The organism is Catellatospora bangladeshensis (assembly GCF_016862575.1).
Lineage (GTDB): Bacteria > Actinomycetota > Actinomycetes > Mycobacteriales > Micromonosporaceae > Catellatospora > Catellatospora bangladeshensis.
Window position 1 is genome coordinate 66,678 of the sequence record NZ_BONF01000051.1, and the last position, 17,962, is coordinate 84,639.

A 17,962-nucleotide genomic window follows, 5' to 3' on the forward strand; every position below is an offset into this window, starting at 1 on the left:
CCTCTGGGGTCAACCGGCGGTTGATCGCCGTTTCGTGTCGAAAGCTGCGGTCTAGCCCCAGGTTCCGACACGAGAACGCGATCTTCACCCGACGCCGGACCGACCACGCCGCACCGACCGTGCGACGACCTGCGCCGACGTGCACGGACCCGCGGCGCGGCGCGGCGTGGCGATCCACGGCGATCCGCGGCGCGGCGCGGCGTGGCAATCCACGACGATCCGCGGCGCGGCGCGGCGAGGTAGTCCGTGGCGGGGCGATCGGTGGCGAACTGCGCCACCCGGGCGCGCACGGGAAAGGTCTTTGCGCCGTGACGCGGCGGGCGGCGGGGCGCGGCCCGCTCTTAGTCTTGATCCCGTGGACACCGCCCAGACGCTCGACCGTGGCCTGCGCCTGCTCACCCTCGTCGCGGACACGCCAGGCGGGCTGACGGTCACCGAGGCCGCCAACCACCTCGGCGTCGGCCGCGCCGTGGTGTATCGCCTGGTCACGACCCTCACCGAGCACGCCTTCATCCGGCGCGACTCCGGCGGCCGGCTGCGTCTCGGTCTCGGCCTGCTGCACCTGGCCCGCCGCGCCCAGCCGCTGCTCGCCGACGCCGCGCTGCCCGCCCTGCGCCGCCTCGCCGACCAGGTCCGCGCCACCGCGCACCTGACCGTCGCCGACGGCGACGAGGCTGTCGCGGTGGCCGTCGTCGAGCCCAGCGCGACCATGTTCCACGTCGCCTACCGCACCGGCTCCCGGCATCCGCTCGCCGCGGGCGCCGCCGGACGCGCGATCCTCTCCGAGGCCGAGGGCTGGACCGTCTCCTCCGGCGAGCTGCAGCCGGGGGCGTACGGCATCGCGGCCCGCGTACACCGTGTCGAGGGCCTGCGCGCCAGCGTCGGCGTGGTCGCCCTCGCCCCGCTCGACCCCGACACCGTCGGCCCCCTCGTCGTCGCCGCCGCCCACTCCATCACCACCGCCCTGACCTGACCCCGACCCGGCCCGGCCCGGCCCGGCCCGGCCCTTTGATCGTCCGACTTGCCTGGCATACGGGCGTATCTTGAGCGCGCATTCGCCCAGGTGCCTGGCAGGTTGGACGATCATCGCCGGACGATCATCCACAGCGGTTGTCCACACCCGTCCACAGGTGATCCACACGGTTGTCCACAGGGGGTGGGCGGGTTATCCACAGGGTCGTGCACAGGGATCCGGAATCTCAGGCACGCTGTCCGGCGTGCGACGCATCGACCGACCCCGACCACTCGCCTGGCAGGTGTTCCGCGGCTCCGACGCTCTGCGGGACGGCCTGCTCACCCCCGACCAGCTGCGCGGCGACAACTGGACGAGCCTCGGCTACAACGCCTTCGCCGACAGCCGGCTCGACCACGACCATGAGCTGAGCTGCCGCGGGCTGGCGCTCGACCTGCCGGAGCGCGCCTGCTTCGCCGGCCCGTCCGCGGCGTACCTGCACGGCGTCCCGCACGCCGCGTCCCCCGGCGACCGGGTGCACCTCGTCGTCCCGACCGGCACCCGGCTCAACCAGCAAGCAGGCGGTCGTACACCGCATGCAGCTCGACGGCGCAGACGTCGGAACCCACCGCGGCTATCCGGTGACCAGCCCGCTGCGCACCTGCTGGGACCTCGCGCTCTGGCTCGACCTCGTGCCCGCCGTAACGATCATCGACGCGCTGCTACACGCCAAGCTGGTGTCCGGCGAGGAGCTGAGCGAGCTGGCCAGAGCCCGCTGGGGCAGGCACGGCGCGGCGAAGGCGGCGAAGGCGTTCGGGCTCGCGGACGGCAGGGCCGAGTCGCCGCCCGAGTCACGGCTGCGCGTCGGGTTGGTCCGCAACGGCGTCCCCCAGCCTGAACTGCAGTTCCCGGTCGCGGTGACCGGCGGCCGGCTGCTGCACCCGGACCTGGCCTGGCCCGACTACCGGGTCGCCGTCGAGTACGACGGGGAGTGGCACGACGCCCCCGACCAGTTCCACCTGGACCGCCGCAGGCTGAACCTGCTCGTCGGCGAAGGCTGGATCGTCCTGCACGTGACCAGCCGCCGCCTCCGCACCGACTTCCCCGCCGTCGTCCGCGAGGTCAAAACCGCCCTCCGCTCCCGCGGCTGGCGCCCCTAGATCACTCGACTTGCCTGGCACATGGGCGAAAGCGCCCCCAAGATACGCCCAAGTGCCAGGCAAGTCGGATGATCAAGCGGGCCGGACGGCGGGCCGTCAGCGGCGGCCGATGGTGAGCGTCGGCTTGCTCGTTTCGGCGAAGAAGTCGTTGCCCTTGTCGTCGACGACGATGAAGGCGGGGAAGTCCTCGACCTCGATCTTCCAGACCGCCTCCATGCCGAGCTCCGGATACTCCAGGACCTCGACCTTCTTGATGCAGTCCTGGGCGAGCCGGGCGGCGGGGCCGCCGATGGAGCCGAGGTAGAAGCCCCCGTACGCCTGGCACGCCTTGGTGACCTGGCCGCTGCGGTTGCCCTTGGCGAGCATCACGTACGACCCACCCGCGGCCTGGAACTTCTCCACGTACGCGTCCATCCGCCCAGCCGTGGTCGGGCCGAAGGAGCCGGACGCGTAGCCCTCGGGCGTCTTGGCGGGCCCGGCGTAGTAGACCGCGTGGTCGCGCAGGTACTGCGGCATCGGCTCACCGGCGTCCAGCCGCTCGGCGATCTTCGCGTGGGCGATGTCCCGGGCGACCACGAGCGGCCCGGACAGCGACAGCCGCGTCTTCACCGGGTACTGCGACAGCTGCTCGCGGATCTCGGACATGGGCCGGTTGAGGTCGACCTTGACCACCTCGTCGGACACGTCCTCGACGGTGACCTCGGGCAGGTAGCGGGCCGGGTCGGTCTCCAGCCGCTCCAGCCACACGCCCGACGGCGTGATCTTGGCGACGGCCTGGCGGTCGGCGGAGCAGGACACGGCGATGGCGACCGGACAGGACGCGCCGTGGCGCGGCAGCCGGATGACGCGGACGTCGTGGCAGAAGTAGCGCCCGCCGAACTGCGCGCCGATGCCGAAGTTGCGGGTCAGTTCGAGGACCTCCGCCTCCAGCTCCACGTCCCGGAATCCGTGCCCGAGCATCGAGCCGGACGACGGCAGGTTGTCCAGGTACTTCGCCGAGGCCAGCTTGGCGGTCTTGAGCGCGTGCTCGGCGGACGTGCCGCCGATGACGATGGCCAGGTGGTACGGCGGGCAGGCGCTGGTGCCGATGAGGCGCAGCTTCTCGTCCAGGAAGCGCATGAACGAGGTCGGGTTCAGCAGCGCCTTGGTCTCCTGGTAGAGGTACGACTTGTTGGCGCTGCCGCCGCCCTTGGCCATGAACAGGAACTTGTACGCGTCGGCGTGGCCGTCCGGGTCCTCGGCGTAGAGCTCGATCTGCGCGGGCAGGTTGTTGCCGGTGTTGCGCTCGTCCCACACGGTCAGCGGGGCGAGCTGCGAGTAGCGCAGGTTCAGCTTGGTGTACGCCTCGTACACGCCGCGGGCGATGGCGGCCTCGTCGGCCCCGTCGGTGAGCACGTGCCGGCCGCGCTTGCCCATGACGATCGCGGTGCCGGTGTCCTGGCACATGGGCAGCACGCCGCCGGCGGCGATGTTCGCGTTGTGCAGCAGGTCCTTGGCGACGAAGCGGTCGTTCGGCGAGGACAGCGGGTCCTCGATGATCGAGCGGAGCTGGGCGAGGTGCGCCGGGCGCAGATAGTGCGCGATGTCGTGCATCGCCTCGGCGGTGAGCTGGGTGAAGATCTCCGGCTCGATGGTGAGGAACTTGCGCCCGCCCGGCCCGCTGACCACGTCGACGCCCTCGTCGGTGACGAGCCGGTAGTCGGTGGTGTCCGCGCCCAGGGGCAGCAGGGAGGAGTAGGCGAAGTCAGTCACGGCGAAAAGCGTACTCATGTGTCGAGGGGTCGCAGAATTCGCGGCCCGGCTAATCGAACGCGAGGTAACCGAGATCACGCCGCTGGCCCAGCAACAGGCCCTTCGCGTCGGCGGCGAGCACCTCGGCCTCGGTGCGGACCTCGCGGCGGACCCGGCCGGTGCCTGGGTCGAGCACGATCACCCGGTCGGGTGCGCGATCGACGAGCACCACCACGCCGCCCCGGATCGCCGCGGACGCCTCCGGGTTCACCTTGCGGGTCCACAGCTGCTTGGGCTTGGTGGGGCGGTCCGCGTCGTGCTCGTACATGGTCAGCTTCTTGCCGTCGGCGGAGCGGACCAGCGCCCGCTGCGCGTCGACGGCGACGATGTGCTCACCGGTCGCGCAGGTCAGCACGGGCCTGCCGAGGCCGGTCTCGATGAGCTGCTCGCGGCCGTCGGGCAGCACCGACACCAGCACGGTGTCGGTGCCGGCGGGCTGGTCGCGCTGGTCGCACCCGCCGCCGCCGATGGTGCGCAGGTGCTGGCCCTTGGGGATGGACCAGACCTTGCCGCCGCCGGTGTCCCGGGCGGTCACCTGGATGTCACAGCCGCCGTCGCGCGGGGTGGCGACGCTGTGCAGGACGCGGCCGCCCGCGACGACGATGCGCTCGCGGCGCCCCGGCTCCACCGGCTCCCGGGTCGCCTCGCCCAGCGCCGGGCTGACCACGTACACCTTGCCGTCGATCGGGAAGCCGAGCAGCTGCGGCATCTTGCCGGGCTCGTGCGACGGGGCGATCCGGTCGGCCCCCAGCGGCACGCTGCCGAGCAGCTCCGGGTTGTCCGCGAAGAGCACGAAACCCATCCCGGGCAGGCCGGTGGACCACTTCTCGTCGCCGCTGGCGGGCTCGCGCGAGGTGAGCACACAATCCTGGGGGGTACGGCAGGACACCTCCAGCAGCTGGTCGTCGAAGGTCCACACGGCCGAGGCCTTCTCGTCGCGCCGGATCACCAGCCCCGTCGCCGGGTCGATCACCTGGTATCCCTTGACCAGCAGCTTGCCCGCGACGACGACGGTGCGCTCGGGCGGCCCGGCCACCGCGGCCCAGTCGGCCGGGGTCGACCAGACCCGGCGGCCGCTGCCCCGGCTCAGCGCCTCGACCGAGTCGCGGTGCTCGACGACGATGTGGTCGGGCAGCAGCGTGACGGTCTGCGGGGTGCCGCCCAGGCGCTCCTGCCAGCGGGCGGCCGGGTCGGCGATGGGCCCGCTCGTGTTGATCCAGTTCCACAGGTCGGGGAACGGGTTCCAGACGCCGGTGCTGACCAGCACGGTCAGCGCGACGGCACCCGCTACGAGCCAGCCCGCGCCAGCCCTCCCCTGAGCCATCCGGAAAGGATAGCCAGGCCGCGCTCATACGTGAGTGACTGTCCGATTCACCCGTGTCGGGCGGCTTTCCCCACCAGCGGCAGGGTGCGGTACGGCAGCTGCTCGGCGAGCGCGATCAGCGTGGAGGCGCGCACGATGCCCTCGTACGACACGATCTCGTCGATGACGCGCTGCAGGTCGGCATTGGACCGGGCGACGATGCGGCAGAGCAGGTCCCCGCCGCCGGTGATGGTGTACGCCTCCAGCACCTCCGGGATCGTCGACAGGTGCGCGGCGACCGGGTCGTGGCCGCCGCTCTGCCGGATCTCCAGCGTGATGAACGCGGTGACGCCGTAGCCGATCGCCGCCGGGTCCAGCTCCGGCCCGAAGCCCTTGATGACGCCGCGCGCGACGAGCCGGTCCAGCCGGGCCTGCACGGTGCCCCGCGCCACCTTCAGGCGGCGCGAGGCCTCCAGCACGCCGATCCGCGGCTCGGCCGCGAGCAGCTCGATGAGCCGTACGTCCAGCTCGTCCACGCCGACGGTCACCGGCACATCATGTCATCGCGGGCCGAGGATGTTCTGCCGCCCGTCCGCGGTCCAGGTGCGGCCACCGGCCCGGACTTCCACCGACCTGGGCAGCGCTCCGGCGGTGCCGTCCTTTCCGGCCAGCCAGGCCGCGAACCAGCCGCCGGAGAAGCGCAGCGCCACCTTCCGGCCGTTCGCCAGCGTCACCGTGCCCGACTCGGCGCCCGCCGGGGCCCGCCCGACGATCCACCCGTCGCCGTATCCGGCGTCGGCCACCCACTGCATCGGCTGCCATGTACCGGCGCCGTCGGCCGCACTGACGGTGAGCAGGGAGACGTGGTTGCCACTGCGGTCGCAGACCATGACGGCGCCGTCCACGGCATGGACGAGCAGTGGCTGCGTGGCATCCCGGAAGGAGAACCGCCGCGGCGGCTGCGACGGCCCCCCGGCGACTCGGCCGCGATCGGCGGCGGCCCGGCAGATCTGCTCCGCCGACTCGGTCAGCTGCTCCTCGGGCAGATAGTCGACGCCTGAGTCGAGGATCGTCGCCGTCGCCGTGTGCGCCCGGACGATCGCGTCGTTGAGCCCGCCCTCGGGCGCCCACAACAGGAACAGGCCGCCGTCGAGCCTGGCCTCGATGACCCTGCCGTCCGGGCTGACGGCGTCGACCCGGGTCGCTCCAGCGGGCACCCGGCCCACGAAGTAGTCGGCGCTCGCGACCTCGCTCAGGCTTCCGTCCAGGTGCGAGATGGAGCCGTACCGCGGGATGCGGGCACCCACGTCGGGCAGCAGCCGCTGCGTGGGCTGTGCGTACGTCATGCTGATGCCGAGGCCGCCCGGCGACCGCTCGCAGTCGGCGATCACCCGGTCGTTGCCGTACACCCGGATGCCCAGCTCCGGCTCCAGCGCCTCCATGCGCAGCGGCGGCAGCTCGGCGCGGTCCTCCGGCGCCAGCTTGCTCCGATCGCTGTCCAGCCACTTGCGGCGGCAGTCCTCGGCGAAGCCCGCGTGCCACGGTGCGCTCGTCGCGCTCGGCGTGGCACCGGGTGTGGCGCTGGCCGTCGCCAGCGGTGCCACCTCTCCGGCGGGCGGGGACGGCCATACCAGGAACCCGGCTGCCACGACCGCGGCGGCGCCGACAGCGGCCCAAGCGCCCAGGCGGCGGCGTGGGTCTCGCCCGGCCCGCTGTTCGATCTCGCTCACCGTCATGGTGAAGCGCTCCTCCCCGTATTCGTCCGTGAGCCTCGCCCGCAGGTCGTCGACGGTCATCACGCCACCTCCCGGGTGGGGTTGAGGGCCGTCAGACCGGCCGGGGCGAGCTGGTGGCGCAGGGACTGCACGGCACGGTGCAGGTGGGCGGTGACGGTGCCCTCGGCGATGCCGAGCAGCTCGGCGGTCTCGGCCACGCTGAGGTCGGCGATCAGCCGGAGCGCGACCACCTCCCGCTGCCGCCGGGGCAGCGCGGCCAGCTCGCGCCGCAGCGCGCCGTCGCGCACGGTCTCGGCGGCGGCACGGTCCGGGAGATCCCCGAGCACCTCCCGGCGCAGCCGCCGCCAGACCGAACGGCGCACGTTGAACGCGGTGCGCAGCACCCACGCGGTCGGGTTCGGGTGCACGCGCACCGCCGCCCAGCGCGCGCAGGCGCGGGCGTACGCCTCGGCCACCGCGTCCTCGGCGCCGGCCCGGTCGCCGCCCGCCGCGAGCACGGCGCGGAACACCGCGTCCTTGCCGCTGAGATAGAACTCAGCGAAGTCGTCCATCCCGTCTCCCCTTGTCACCGGGGATACGCCCGGGAGCCCGGCGAGCATTACAGGGTTCGGTAACGATTCGATAACTGGTCAATCTGTCCAGCGAACCGGCCCGACCGCCGGTCGATCTGCGCAATCTGATCAGTGTCGCACGAGACAGTTGCCCAGGTCACGGGCCCGCGCCAAGCTTTCGGCATGACCGCAGTAGCGCACCCGGCCGCCACCCACGCGAGCCCGGAACAGCTGACCGACCCGTTCCCCGTGAAGGGTGTCGACCACATCGCCTTCCTGGTGGGCAACGCGAAGCAGGCGGCGCACTACTACTCCACCGCGTTCGGCATGACGCTGGTGGCGTATCGCGGCCCCGAGCAGGGCTATCGCGACTACGCCGAGTACGTGCTGACCTCCGGCTCGGCGCGGTTCGTGCTGCGCGGGGCGGTGCACGCCGCCGCGCCCGGCGCCGACCACCACGCCCGCCACGGCGACGGCGTCACCGACATCGCCCTCGAGGTCCCGGACGTGGACGCCGCCTACGCGTACGCCGTCAAGCACGGCGCCCGGGGCCTGCAGGCACCCGAGGACCTGACCGACGAGCACGGCACCGTGCGGATCGCGGCGATCGCCACCTACGGCGACACCCGGCACACGCTGCTCGACCGCTCGCGCTACACCGGCCCGTTCCAGCCCGGCTTCGTCACCCGCGAGCCGATCGTGGACCGCTCGGCGCTGGTCGCGGCGGGCGCGCCGAAGCGGCTGTTCCAGGCCGTCGACCACGTGGTCGGCAACGTCGAGCTGGGCCGGATGGACGAGTGGGTGGAGTTCTACCACCGCGTCATGGGCTTCACGAACATGGCCGAGTTCATCGGCGACGACATCGCCACCGACTACTCGGCGCTGATGAGCAAGGTCGTCGCCAACGGCACCCGCAAGGTGAAGTTCCCGCTCAACGAGCCGGCCATCGCCCGCAAGAAGTCGCAGATCGACGAGTACCTGGAGTTCTACGGCGGCCCCGGCGCGCAGCACATCGCGCTGGCCACCAACGACATCCTGGCCACCGTCGACGCGATGCGCGCCGCCGGCGTCGAGTTCCTGAACACCCCGGACTCGTACTACGACGACCCGGAGCTGCGGGCCCGCATCGGCAACGTGCGCGCCCCCATCGAGGAGCTGAAGAAGCGCCGCATCCTGGTCGACCGCGACGAGGACGGCTACCTGCTGCAGATCTTCACCAAGCCGGTGCAGGACCGCCCGACGGTCTTCTTCGAGCTGATCGAGCGCCACGGCTCGCTCGGCTTCGGCAAGGGCAACTTCAAGGCCCTGTTCGAGGCCATCGAGCGCGAGCAGGACACCCGCGGCAACCTCTGACGTACGCAAGGAAGGGCACCTTCTTAACGCTATGCGTAGAAGAAGGTGCCCTTCTTAACCTGTGAAAACCGCCGGAACGAGCACCTGCGAGGACATGGAAGGATGTCACGCATGACCTCCCCCTCCCCCTCGCCGTTCCCGCCGCCGGCGCCGCAGCCCGGCGCTGCGGGTGCGCCCGCCACGCCGTGGTCCACGCAGCCCGCGGGCTGGGTGCCGCCGCCCCCGCCGCCGGGGACGTACCAGCCGCTCGCTCTCCCGCTGGCCCCCAACGGGCTGCCCCTGGCGAGCTTCGGCGACCGCCTGCTGGCGTTCCTGCTGGACGCCCTCATCGCGAGCGCGATCAGCATGGTCGTCACCCTGCCGCTGACCTTCATCTGGATGTTCAGCTGGATCTCCACCATCGAGGAGTCGGCGAGCAGCTACGACGCCTACGGCGACCCCGTGCCGCCGGACTTCTGGGCGCTGTTCGGCCCGATGATGATCTTCTTCGTGGTGGTCTTCGGCTTCACGCTGATCTTCACGTACCTCTACTACGTGGAGTACCAGCTGCGTAAGGGCGGCCAGACCGTCGGCAAGAAGACCATGAAGATCCGCGTCGTGATGGCGAACCCGGCCGAGGTGCTCGACCGGGGCGCGCTGACCAAGCGCTGGGCCGTCGAGCGCGTGGTGGGCCTGTTCGTGCCGTTCTTCAGCTACCTCGACGGCTTCTGGCAGCTGTGGGACAAACCGCTGCAACAGTGCCTGCATGACAAGGCCGCGCGGACCGTCGTGGTGAAGGTCGGTTAAATAGCAGTCATGACGATCAGCCCAGGGTGGTACAAGGACCCCGCCGATCCCGGCACGCAGCGCTACTGGGACGGCGAGGGCTGGCTCGGCGCGCCCCTGCCCGCCGACGCGACCCCGCCGGACGGGCCCCCGGCCGCACCGCCGCCGCCTCCGCCTCCGCCGCTCGCACCGGCCGAAGAGCCCGTGGCGAAGGTCAGCGGCGCGCGGGACGGCGCGACGCCGCCCGTCCTGACCCCGCCGCCGCACCCGCCGGCCGGCGGCCCAGGCGGCCCCGGTGCCCCGGGCGGCCGCCCGCTGCCGCCGGGCTGGCCGTATCCCGTGCCGCAGCCCCCGGTGCGCCCGCACGGCATGCCGCTGGCCACGCCGGGCGCGCGGCTGGTCGCCCGGATCATCGACACGGTCGCCCTGGTGCTGCTCAACGTCGTCGTCAACGGCTGGTTCGTGTACCTCTTCCTGCGCGACTACATCCCGTACACGCAGGCGGTCACCAACAAGTGGCTGGAGACCGGCTCGCTGCCGCTGGACATCGCGCGCCCCGCGCAGATGGACGCCCTGCTGTTCGTGATCGTCCTGATCGCGCTGGCGCTGTGGTTCGCGTACGAGGTCCCGGCGACCGCGCACACCGGGCAGACGCTCGGCAAGCGGATGGCGAAGGTCAAGGTGGTGCGCGCGGAGAGCCTGGAGCCGCTCGGCATCGGGCGGGCCTGGCGGCGCTGGAGCCCGCTGGCCATGCCGCTGCTGCTGCTCACCTGCTGCGGGCCGTTCTTCGTGATCCTGCAGTTCGCCGACGTCGTCTTCCTGCTGATCGACCGACAGCAGCGCATGGCCTGGCATGACCGGTCCGCGGGCACCTTCGTGGTGCACCCGCCGGAGCCGGTCCGGACCGACAAGAAAGGTGGCATGTGATGGGCAAGCGGACCCTCACCAGGGCTGACCTCGACGCCCTGCCGAACTACGTGCCGGGCCGGTCCGTGCCCGGCGCGATCAAGCTGGCCAGCAACGAGGTGCCGTACGGCCCGCTGCCCGGCGTCGTCGAGGCGGTGGCCGAGGCCGCCGCCAACGTGCACCGCTACCCCGACATGGGCGTCGCGCAGCTGCGCGACCGGCTCGCCGACCGGCTGGGGGTGCCCGCCGAGCGGGTCGTCACCGGCTGCGGCTCCGTCGCGCTCGCCGAGCACCTGGTGCGCGCCACCTGCGTGCCCGGCGACGAGCTGCTCTACTCGTGGCGCTCGTTCGAGGCGTACCCGATCATCGCGCACACCACGGGCGCGACCTCGGTGCGCGTGCCGAACACCGCCGAGCACGGCCACGACCTGCACGCGATGGCCGCCGCGGTGACCGATCGCACCCGGATGATCCTGGTCTGCAACCCGAACAACCCGACCGGCAGCAGCGTACGCAAGGCCGAGCTGGACGAGTTCCTGGCGGCCGTGCCGGAGGACGTGCTCGTCGTGCTCGACGAGGCGTACCTGGAGTTCGTCACCGACCCCGGCGTGCCGAACGGCGTCGAGGTGTACGGCGACCGGCCCAACGTGGCCGTGCTGCGCACCCTGAGCAAGGCGTGGGGCCTGGCCGGCCTGCGCGTCGGCTACCTGGTGGCGCACCCGGAGGTGGCCGGCGCGGTGCGCAAGGTGGTCACCCCGTTCTCGACCAGCCTGCCCGCGCAGGCCGCGGCCCTGGCCGCGCTGGACGCCGAGGCGGAGATGCGACGCCGCTGCGACCTGGTCATCGCCGAGCGCGACCGGGTGCAGATCGCGCTGGCCAAGGTGCTGCCGGGCGTGCCCGCCAGCCAGGCCAACTTCGTGTGGCTGCCGCTGGGTGAGCGTGCGGTGCCGTTCGCGCAGCACTGCGAGGCCGAGGGCGTCATCGTGCGGCCGTTCGCGGGCGAGGGCGTGCGCGTCACCATCGGCACCGCGGACGAGAACGACGCGTTCCTGCACGCCGCGGACAAGTTCCTCGGCTGAGGGCGTACCGAACAAAGAACCGCCGCCGACCCGCGTGAGCGAGCCGGCGGCGGTTTCTCTATGTCAGCCGTCAGGCCGCGGCGACCGTGATCTGCCGCGTGGTGCTGGCGGCCTTGCCCCAGCCGTCCGTCACGGTGAGGGTCACCGTGTACGTGCCGGCCGCGGGGAAGGTGTGCGACATCGACGACGCCGTGCTCTGCGCCGTGCCGTCACCGAAGTCCCAGCGGTAGGTGAACGTGTCGCCGACGTTCGGGTCCGTGGACCCGACCCCGGAGATGTTGCACACCAGCAGCGTGCACGACGGCGTGTTGATCACCGGCGTGGGCGCCGCGTTGCCCGGGGGCTCCGTGATGGTCACCGGCAGCGTCTTCGTCGCGGTGAGGCCGTACTCGTCCCGCACCGTCAGGACCACGTTGAACGTGCCCGGAGCGGTGTAGGTCTTGGTGGCCACCGCGCCGGAGCCGGTGCCCTGCCCGAAGTTCCACGAGTACGTCAGCGCCGGGGTGTTCTCGTCGGTCGAGGTGCGGCCGTCGAAGGTGCAGACGTTGTTCGTGCAGGACGCCGTGAAGTTGGCGACCGGCGCGTTGTTCGGCGGCACCTGCACGGTCACCGTCACGTCGACCGGCGGGTCGGTGGCGAAGTCGTGCTGGTCCACGCCGCGCACCCGCACCGTGTACGTACCGGCCGGGATCGCCGGGGTGGTGTACGAGTAGTTCGAGCCGGGCGAGCCGGGCGAGTTCAGGAACGCGCTCCGCCAGCTCTGTGCCGTGCTGGTGAACGTGCCCGTCGAGCTCATGTAGCGGCCCGCGCTGTCCACGATCGCCACCTGCGCGGCGGCGATCTGCTGGTCGTCCTCGACCCGGCCGCTGACGAAGATGCGGGCGTCGGTGAAGACCGCACCGTTCTGCGGCGCCATCAGGGCCTGCGTCACCGTCGGCGGCAGGTCACCCGGGTAGATCGCGTACGTGGCGGTCGCCCCCGTGGTGGAGGTGTCCTGCTGACCGACCGTGTCGTACGCGTACGCGGTCACCGCGTACCGGCCCTGGGTGGGCAGGTCCGTGGACAGCGTCCAGGTGGTGCTGGTGCCGTTCGGGCTGGCCAGCACCGCGTTGCGCGTCGCGAACGCCGCGCTCAGCGAGCCGTCCGCCTGCAGGTAGCGGCTGCTGTCCTGCTCCCGGATGGCGACCTTCACGCTGGCCACGCCGAAGTCGTCCGTGGCCGTGCCGGCCAGGTCGAGGTGCAGCACCGACGCGGTCTGGTTGCCGGTGACGTTCAGCAGGCCGTTGGGCGGGTTGTCGCCCGGGATCTGCGAGTTGATCGTCAGCTTGCCCTGGTTGGTGCTCGACGTCTCCAGGCCCACGTCGTCGGTGGCCTTGACCGAGAACGAATACGTGCCCGGCTTCAGGTTGAACGGCGTCGTGTACGACCAGTTGACGCTGGTCGCGTTCAGGTTCAGCGGCGTGACGCGGAACCAGCCCGCCTGCACGTCGGTGCCCCAGGTGCCGTCGGAGGCCAGGTTCTCGCGCGTGGTCGAGTTGCGCAGCTGGATCTCGACGCTGAACAGGTTCTCGTCGTCGGAGGCCGTGCCCGAGAAGGTCATCGGGCTGCCCGGCGCCACCGTGATCGCAGGCGTCGCGGTCGGCGGGTTCATCACCGCGGGCGCGGCGATGGTCACCGACGGCGCGATGCCGGTGGTGCTGACGATCCAGGTCCGGTCACTGGTGTCCAGCGAGGACTGGCCGGCCGTGTCGGTCGGCACCACCTGGATCTGCCACTGGCCCTCGTACGGGACGGTGACCTCGGTCGACCAGGTGGTCGACAGGCCGCCCACGACGTCCGGCTGGATCCGGAACTGGTTGTACGCGGTGCCCGCCGAGCCGTCGTCCTGCAGGTAACGGTTGTTGGCGTCGCGCAGCGTGTACCCGATCGACTGCACGCCCTTGTCGTCGGTCGCCGTGCCGGTGACCGTGAACGTCGTCGACGGGACGACCGAGCCGGTCGGGCCGGTGACCGACGCGGTCGGCGTACGGTCGTCCAGGCTGAACGTCTCGAACTTCTTGATCGCCTTGGTGGCGTCGCTGTTGCCGTTCAGCGCGAACGACTTCGCCTGGACCTTCAGCGTGTGGTTGCCCGCGATGGTCAGCGGCAGCGACCACGCGCTGGTTACCGCGTTCGGCGACGCGAGGTTGGTGTTGATGATCGTCGCCGCGCCCCAGGTGGTCAGGTCGGGCTGCAGGTAGCGGTTGGTCGCCGTGTCGATGATCTCGACCTGGACCCGCCGCAGGCCGCCCGTCGCGGTCGCGGTGCCGGTGATGGTGAACTGCTGCCCCGCCGGGAACACCTTGCCCTCGACCGGGGAGGTGATGGTGGTGTCGTACGGCGACGCGGCCGGGATCGTGTTGAAGTCGTAGAAGGCGACCCGCCCGACGTTGTAGCCGCCCTGCGTGGTGGCGTCACCGCCGGCGAACAGACCACGCGGCGTCACCAGCATGGCCTTGTTGCCCTCGAACGAGTTCGAGCCCGGGTTCCACTCCAGCCCCTTGCCGTTGGCCGGGTCGAGCGCGCCGATGTGGTCGCGGCGGACCACCGCGTCACCCAGGCCGTAGCCGCCCAGGCCCTGGCCGGTGCCGTAGCCGACGTCGTCCAGACCCGGCCACGGGTCCGGCGCGCTCTGCGACTCGACCCAGGAGAAGTGGCCGCCGATGTACACGGCGTTCTCCGAGATCGCGACCGAGTAGATGGAGTCGAACGCCCGCGAGATCCACAGCGGCTGCACGTGGTCGTCCCCCGCGATCGGGAACGCGATCGCCGTGTCGTTGATCGGCGGCCGGTCGCCACCGGAACCGCTGGTCACCACGAAGTACTGGTCGTTCGGCGCGATGTCGCCCGCGTAGATGCGCTGGATGCCGCCGACGAACTGCAGGTTGTCGTCCCACAGCCGGCTGCGCCAGGGCAGCAGCTGGTTGTTCGTGGTGTTGATGAGGCCGACGCCGTACCGGTCCTGCCCGGCGATCTGGCGCCCGGTGTGCACCACCAGCAGCTTGCTGTCGTCGTGCGTCAGCACCAGGGCCTGCACGGTCAGCGCGCCGTCGACGCCGATGCCGCCGGACAGGTTGTTCACGAAGCCGGTCACCACCGCGCCGGTCGACGCGTTCACCGCGGCCAGACCCACCCGGGCCACGTTGTTGATCGTGGTGAACTGGCCGCCGATGTACACCGTGGTGTTGGTGGCCTCGATCGAGGTCGCGGCGCCGTTGGCGTTCGCGGTGAACCCGGCGATCGGCGCGCCCGTGGTGATGTTCAGCGAGACGACCTTGCGCTTCGTCACGCCGTTGACCGTGTTGAACCGGCCCACCGCGAACAGCTTCGTGCCGTCCGGCGAGGCCTCGACCTCGGTAACCGCGCCACCGGCGAACGTCGGGCGGAACGTCGTGTCGATCAGGCCGGTGTCGATGTTGTACGCCGCCAGGTACGCCTGGTTGACCGTCGTCGTGTTCGTCGACGTGTTGTTGCGGATCGAGGTGAAGGTGCCGGCGATGAAGACCCGGTTGCCGATGTAGGCGAGGTCCGTGATCTCACCGGTGGTGATCCGCGGCGTGTTGGTCCGCGGAATGTCCGGTGCCAGCCTGGTGTGATTCGGCTTGGGCTGTGCCGCCATGGCCGGCGCTGACGCCGCCACGACGGTGCCCAGAATGGACAGCCCTCCCACCAGGGAGGCTGTTACTAACGATGCCACGCCTCTGCGTGTGCGCACGGTTGATCCCCCACGCATGAAGATTCCCCAAACCCAGTGGAAAGAGAGCCTCCCCCGGAGGCTACGGAGCACACTCTCAAGCAGCCCCACCGTCCGGAATGGTCTCTTCGCATCGACCGGTGGGCCGTCCGGTCCGAATGCGCCGTGCCCACGTCCAACATGACCCACGTCACGCGCCTGACCTGCGGCGATGCGTGCGCCCTGCACTGACGTGCCATTGAGTCGCACTTATGACACCAGGCCCCGGCACAATGCTGTGACGGCATCCGCGTCGATCCGTCGACACCAGGCGCCAGCAGGACGAACGCCGCCGGAATACGTTCCGGCGACCGTAATAGGGTGCTCCTATGACTTGGCGGACCCTGCCCCGCGGAACACGATTCGCGGTGATCGGCGTCGTCGCGGCGGCCCTGCTCGCGGCAGCCGGGCTGACCGCCTGGCGCGTGCTCGCCCCCGCCGAAGTGGTCAGCCCGGCCCGAAAGCCCTACCCCGAACCGGTGATCCCGGCCCCGGGCCCGATCGGGGCGCTGGTGTCCGCGCCGCTCATCCTCGACGACCGCATCCGGATCTTCGCGGCCGAACGCCAGGTGTGGGCCGACGCCCCACCGAACTTCAAGTACGAGAACAGCGCACTGTGGTCGCTGCGCCGCTGGCCCGCCCAGCTCATCGGTGTGGTCGCGCGCGGCGGCCCGTCGCCCGTCGTGGTGAGCAGCTGGTCCGACGGGCAGCTCGTCGGCACCGACCCGCGCACCGGCGAGACCGTCTGGCAGGCCACGGCCGAGCCGCTCGGCGACGCCTACGCCGGGCGCCGCACCGGCGCGGCCACCCTGTACCAGCCGCCCGGCCTGTTCAGCACCGCGGACGCCGTCGTCGTCGCGGGTCCCGCGCACGTCACGGCGTACGACCCGGCCACCGGCGCGCAGCGCTGGCAGCTGGCCGCGCCCGCCGACGCCGCCTGCCGGGGCACCGACCTCACCTCCGCCGGGCAGTACCTGGTCCACGACACGTGCGCCGGCACGGTCCGCCGGGTCGGCGCCGCCGGCGGCGCCGCCCTCCCCGACCTCGGCAGCGGCATCACCGCGGTGGAGCCGGTCTCCTGCCCGGTGGGCCATTCGACATGTCCGGGGGTACGCCTGACCGGCCCGTCCGGGACGGAAGGGCTCCTGCTCGACGGCACCGCCGCGATCCCGTCCCCGCCGCTGTCCGCACCCGGGACCGTGCTCGCGGGCGGCGTCGCGGTCACCGCACCCGACCCCGCCGCGGTGACCCGCCTCGACGCCCGCGACCCGCGCACCGGCGAACTCCGCTGGACCTGGCAGCCGTCACCGGGCAACGCCGCGACCCCGCCCGGCCGCCTGCTCGCCGCCGGCACCGACCGGGTGCTCCTGCTCGCCCCCGACCAGACCCTCATCGCGGTCAGCGCCGAGTCCGGCAAGGAACTCTCCCGCTCCTCCATCCAGCTCCGCCACGAACCCGTCACCCCGTACGACCTCTCCCAGGTCCACACCTCAGGCCGCTACGTCGTCCTGGTCCGCACCATCCCCGGCGCCCCCGCCACCGCCCCCGACTCCGACTACTACCTCTTCCCCCGCCCCGTCCTCCTCACCGGCTCCTGACCCCTCCCATCCCGCGTTGATCATGAACTTATGGGCGTGTTCGACGGCGTGTCGTGTCCACGGGGCCGTGATCGATCTGCTCTGCGCGGCCGCTAGTTGCCCGGGGTTAGGTTTATCCAGTAGCGGCGGGTCAGGCCGAGAGGGGTTTCACGGATGTCCTCAAGGACGCCGCCGTTGCGCTCGATGGTGCGGGCGGAGCCAGGGTTGTCGTCCCTGCAGGAGATCATCACGCGATCGAGGCCGCGGCGGGTGCGGGCGTGTTCCAGGACCTCGCCCAGCGCCCAGGAGGCGAGTCCACGCCTGCGTGCCGTCGGACGCACCGAATAGCCGATCTGGCCGCCGGCCTCCAGCAGGAACTCGTTCAGGCGGTGCCGGAGCGAGATCGACCCGGCCACTTCACCGTCCTCGACGATCCACCAGTACGTCGCGTGGACCAAGCCCGGCGCGATCGGCATCGAGTCGTCCGACATGACCGCCAGACGTTCGATCCAGGCAGCGAATGCAGCGGGTGAAGTCACGTCGTCATCGGGTTGCGGACCGCCGCCGTGCAGCAGCTCGCCTGCCTTCACGAACTCGTCCCGTGCGGAAAGCCACGAGGCGTGCAGATCCATGGTGGGTGCGACGAGTTCAGCCATGCCCGAACCCTAGACAAGCCGCCGATTCCACGACGACCAATTTGAACCGCGGTTGATCGCGTTCTCGTGTCGCAACCTGGGCTCTGACCACAGCTTTGGACACGAGACGGCGATCATCGCGCGGAGCTGGCAGTTAAGGGATCGCCGGCCGCGGGCGTCGGGGCGGCTGTGGGGAGGGAGGTTTGTCTGCGGCGGGCCGGTGATCGCGGTTTCGTGTCCGGATGTGCGCTCTGGCGCGGGGTTTCGACACGAGACGGCGATCTTCGCTGGGCTGCCGGCCGGCCGGGGCGGGCCTGCGCACGGCTGGGGTTAAGAAGGTGCCCTTCTGCTACGGATAGCGTTAAGAAGGTGCCCTTCCTTC

Annotated in this window: 14 protein-coding genes; 7 read left to right on the forward strand and 7 right to left on the reverse strand. The window is 71.4% G+C overall.

Features of this window, described 5'->3' with window-relative positions:
• The first annotated feature begins 355 nt into the window (after positions 1–355).
• Both Cba03nite_RS35140 and Cba03nite_RS40140 read left to right on the forward strand, forming a co-directional pair.
• On the forward strand, positions 356–973 hold the full coding sequence (locus tag Cba03nite_RS35140) for a helix-turn-helix domain-containing protein (RefSeq protein WP_203756035.1): 618 nt from the start codon (positions 356–358) through the stop codon (positions 971–973).
• Between the two features lie 575 nt (positions 974–1,548).
• Complete coding sequence (locus Cba03nite_RS40140) at positions 1,549–2,112, forward strand: endonuclease domain-containing protein (RefSeq protein ID WP_239126249.1); 564 nt, start codon at positions 1,549–1,551, stop codon at positions 2,110–2,112.
• A gap of 96 nt (positions 2,113–2,208) precedes the next feature.
• Here Cba03nite_RS40140 and Cba03nite_RS35150 read toward each other — a convergent pair whose 3' ends face one another.
• The 5 genes from Cba03nite_RS35150 to Cba03nite_RS35170 are packed head-to-tail and all read right to left on the reverse strand — an operon-like array spanning position 2,209 to position 7,493.
• Positions 2,209–3,864 (reverse strand): fumarate hydratase, encoded by a 1,656-nt coding sequence (locus tag Cba03nite_RS35150; RefSeq protein WP_239126250.1) that lies wholly within the window; start codon positions 3,862–3,864, stop codon positions 2,209–2,211.
• A 49-nt stretch (positions 3,865–3,913) separates the two neighbouring features.
• Entirely contained in the window at positions 3,914–5,227 is a 1,314-nt protein-coding gene (locus tag Cba03nite_RS35155; RefSeq protein ID WP_203756040.1) for a PQQ-binding-like beta-propeller repeat protein, read from the reverse strand.
• 47 nt (positions 5,228–5,274) lie between these two features.
• Positions 5,275–5,754, reverse strand: coding sequence for an Lrp/AsnC family transcriptional regulator (locus tag Cba03nite_RS35160; RefSeq protein ID WP_239126251.1), 480 nt, complete (start codon positions 5,752–5,754; stop codon positions 5,275–5,277).
• Positions 5,755–5,766: 12 nt separating this feature from the next.
• Complete coding sequence (locus Cba03nite_RS35165) at positions 5,767–7,002, reverse strand: hypothetical protein (protein ID WP_203756043.1); 1,236 nt, start codon at positions 7,000–7,002, stop codon at positions 5,767–5,769.
• Positions 7,002–7,493 carry an RNA polymerase sigma factor gene (locus tag Cba03nite_RS35170; protein WP_203756045.1) on the reverse strand — a complete coding sequence of 164 codons (492 nt, stop codon included), beginning with the start codon at positions 7,491–7,493 and terminating at the stop codon, positions 7,002–7,004. Before Cba03nite_RS35170 ends, Cba03nite_RS35165 begins: the two co-directional genes overlap by 1 nt.
• A 183-nt stretch (positions 7,494–7,676) precedes the next feature.
• Between Cba03nite_RS35170 and hppD the strand changes: the two genes are divergently transcribed.
• From hppD to hisC, 4 genes are all read left to right on the forward strand, one after another.
• Positions 7,677–8,846 carry a 4-hydroxyphenylpyruvate dioxygenase gene (gene hppD / locus Cba03nite_RS35175; protein WP_203756047.1) on the forward strand — a complete coding sequence of 390 codons (1,170 nt, stop codon included), beginning with the start codon at positions 7,677–7,679 and terminating at the stop codon, positions 8,844–8,846.
• A 111-nt stretch (positions 8,847–8,957) separates the two neighbouring features.
• The gene (locus Cba03nite_RS35180; protein WP_203756048.1) at positions 8,958–9,632 is read left to right on the forward strand and encodes an RDD family protein; all 675 of its coding nucleotides are present in this window, start codon (positions 8,958–8,960) and stop codon (positions 9,630–9,632) included.
• Positions 9,633–9,641: 9 nt separating this feature from the next.
• Positions 9,642–10,538, forward strand: a complete 897-nt coding sequence (locus Cba03nite_RS35185) for an RDD family protein (protein WP_203756049.1) — start codon at positions 9,642–9,644, stop codon at positions 10,536–10,538.
• Positions 10,538–11,596: a histidinol-phosphate transaminase gene (hisC, locus tag Cba03nite_RS35190; protein WP_203756050.1), complete on the forward strand. Its 1,059-nt coding sequence runs from the start codon at positions 10,538–10,540 to the stop codon at positions 11,594–11,596. Before Cba03nite_RS35185 ends, hisC begins: the two co-directional genes overlap by 1 nt.
• A 70-nt stretch (positions 11,597–11,666) precedes the next feature.
• Here the strand turns inward: hisC and Cba03nite_RS35195 are convergent, their stop codons facing one another.
• The gene (locus Cba03nite_RS35195; protein WP_203756051.1) at positions 11,667–15,275 is read right to left on the reverse strand and encodes a PKD domain-containing protein; all 3,609 of its coding nucleotides are present in this window, start codon (positions 15,273–15,275) and stop codon (positions 11,667–11,669) included.
• 422 nt (positions 15,276–15,697) lie between these two features.
• On the opposite strand from Cba03nite_RS35195, the gene Cba03nite_RS35200 reads away from it, so the two are divergent.
• Entirely contained in the window at positions 15,698–16,966 is a 1,269-nt protein-coding gene (locus tag Cba03nite_RS35200; RefSeq protein WP_203756053.1) for an outer membrane protein assembly factor BamB family protein, read from the forward strand.
• Positions 16,967–17,058: 92 nt separating this feature from the next.
• On the opposite strand, the gene Cba03nite_RS35205 is transcribed toward Cba03nite_RS35200, so the two are convergent.
• Positions 17,059–17,601 carry a GNAT family N-acetyltransferase gene (locus tag Cba03nite_RS35205; RefSeq protein WP_203756056.1) on the reverse strand — a complete coding sequence of 181 codons (543 nt, stop codon included), beginning with the start codon at positions 17,599–17,601 and terminating at the stop codon, positions 17,059–17,061.
• Positions 17,602–17,962 lie beyond the last annotated feature (361 nt).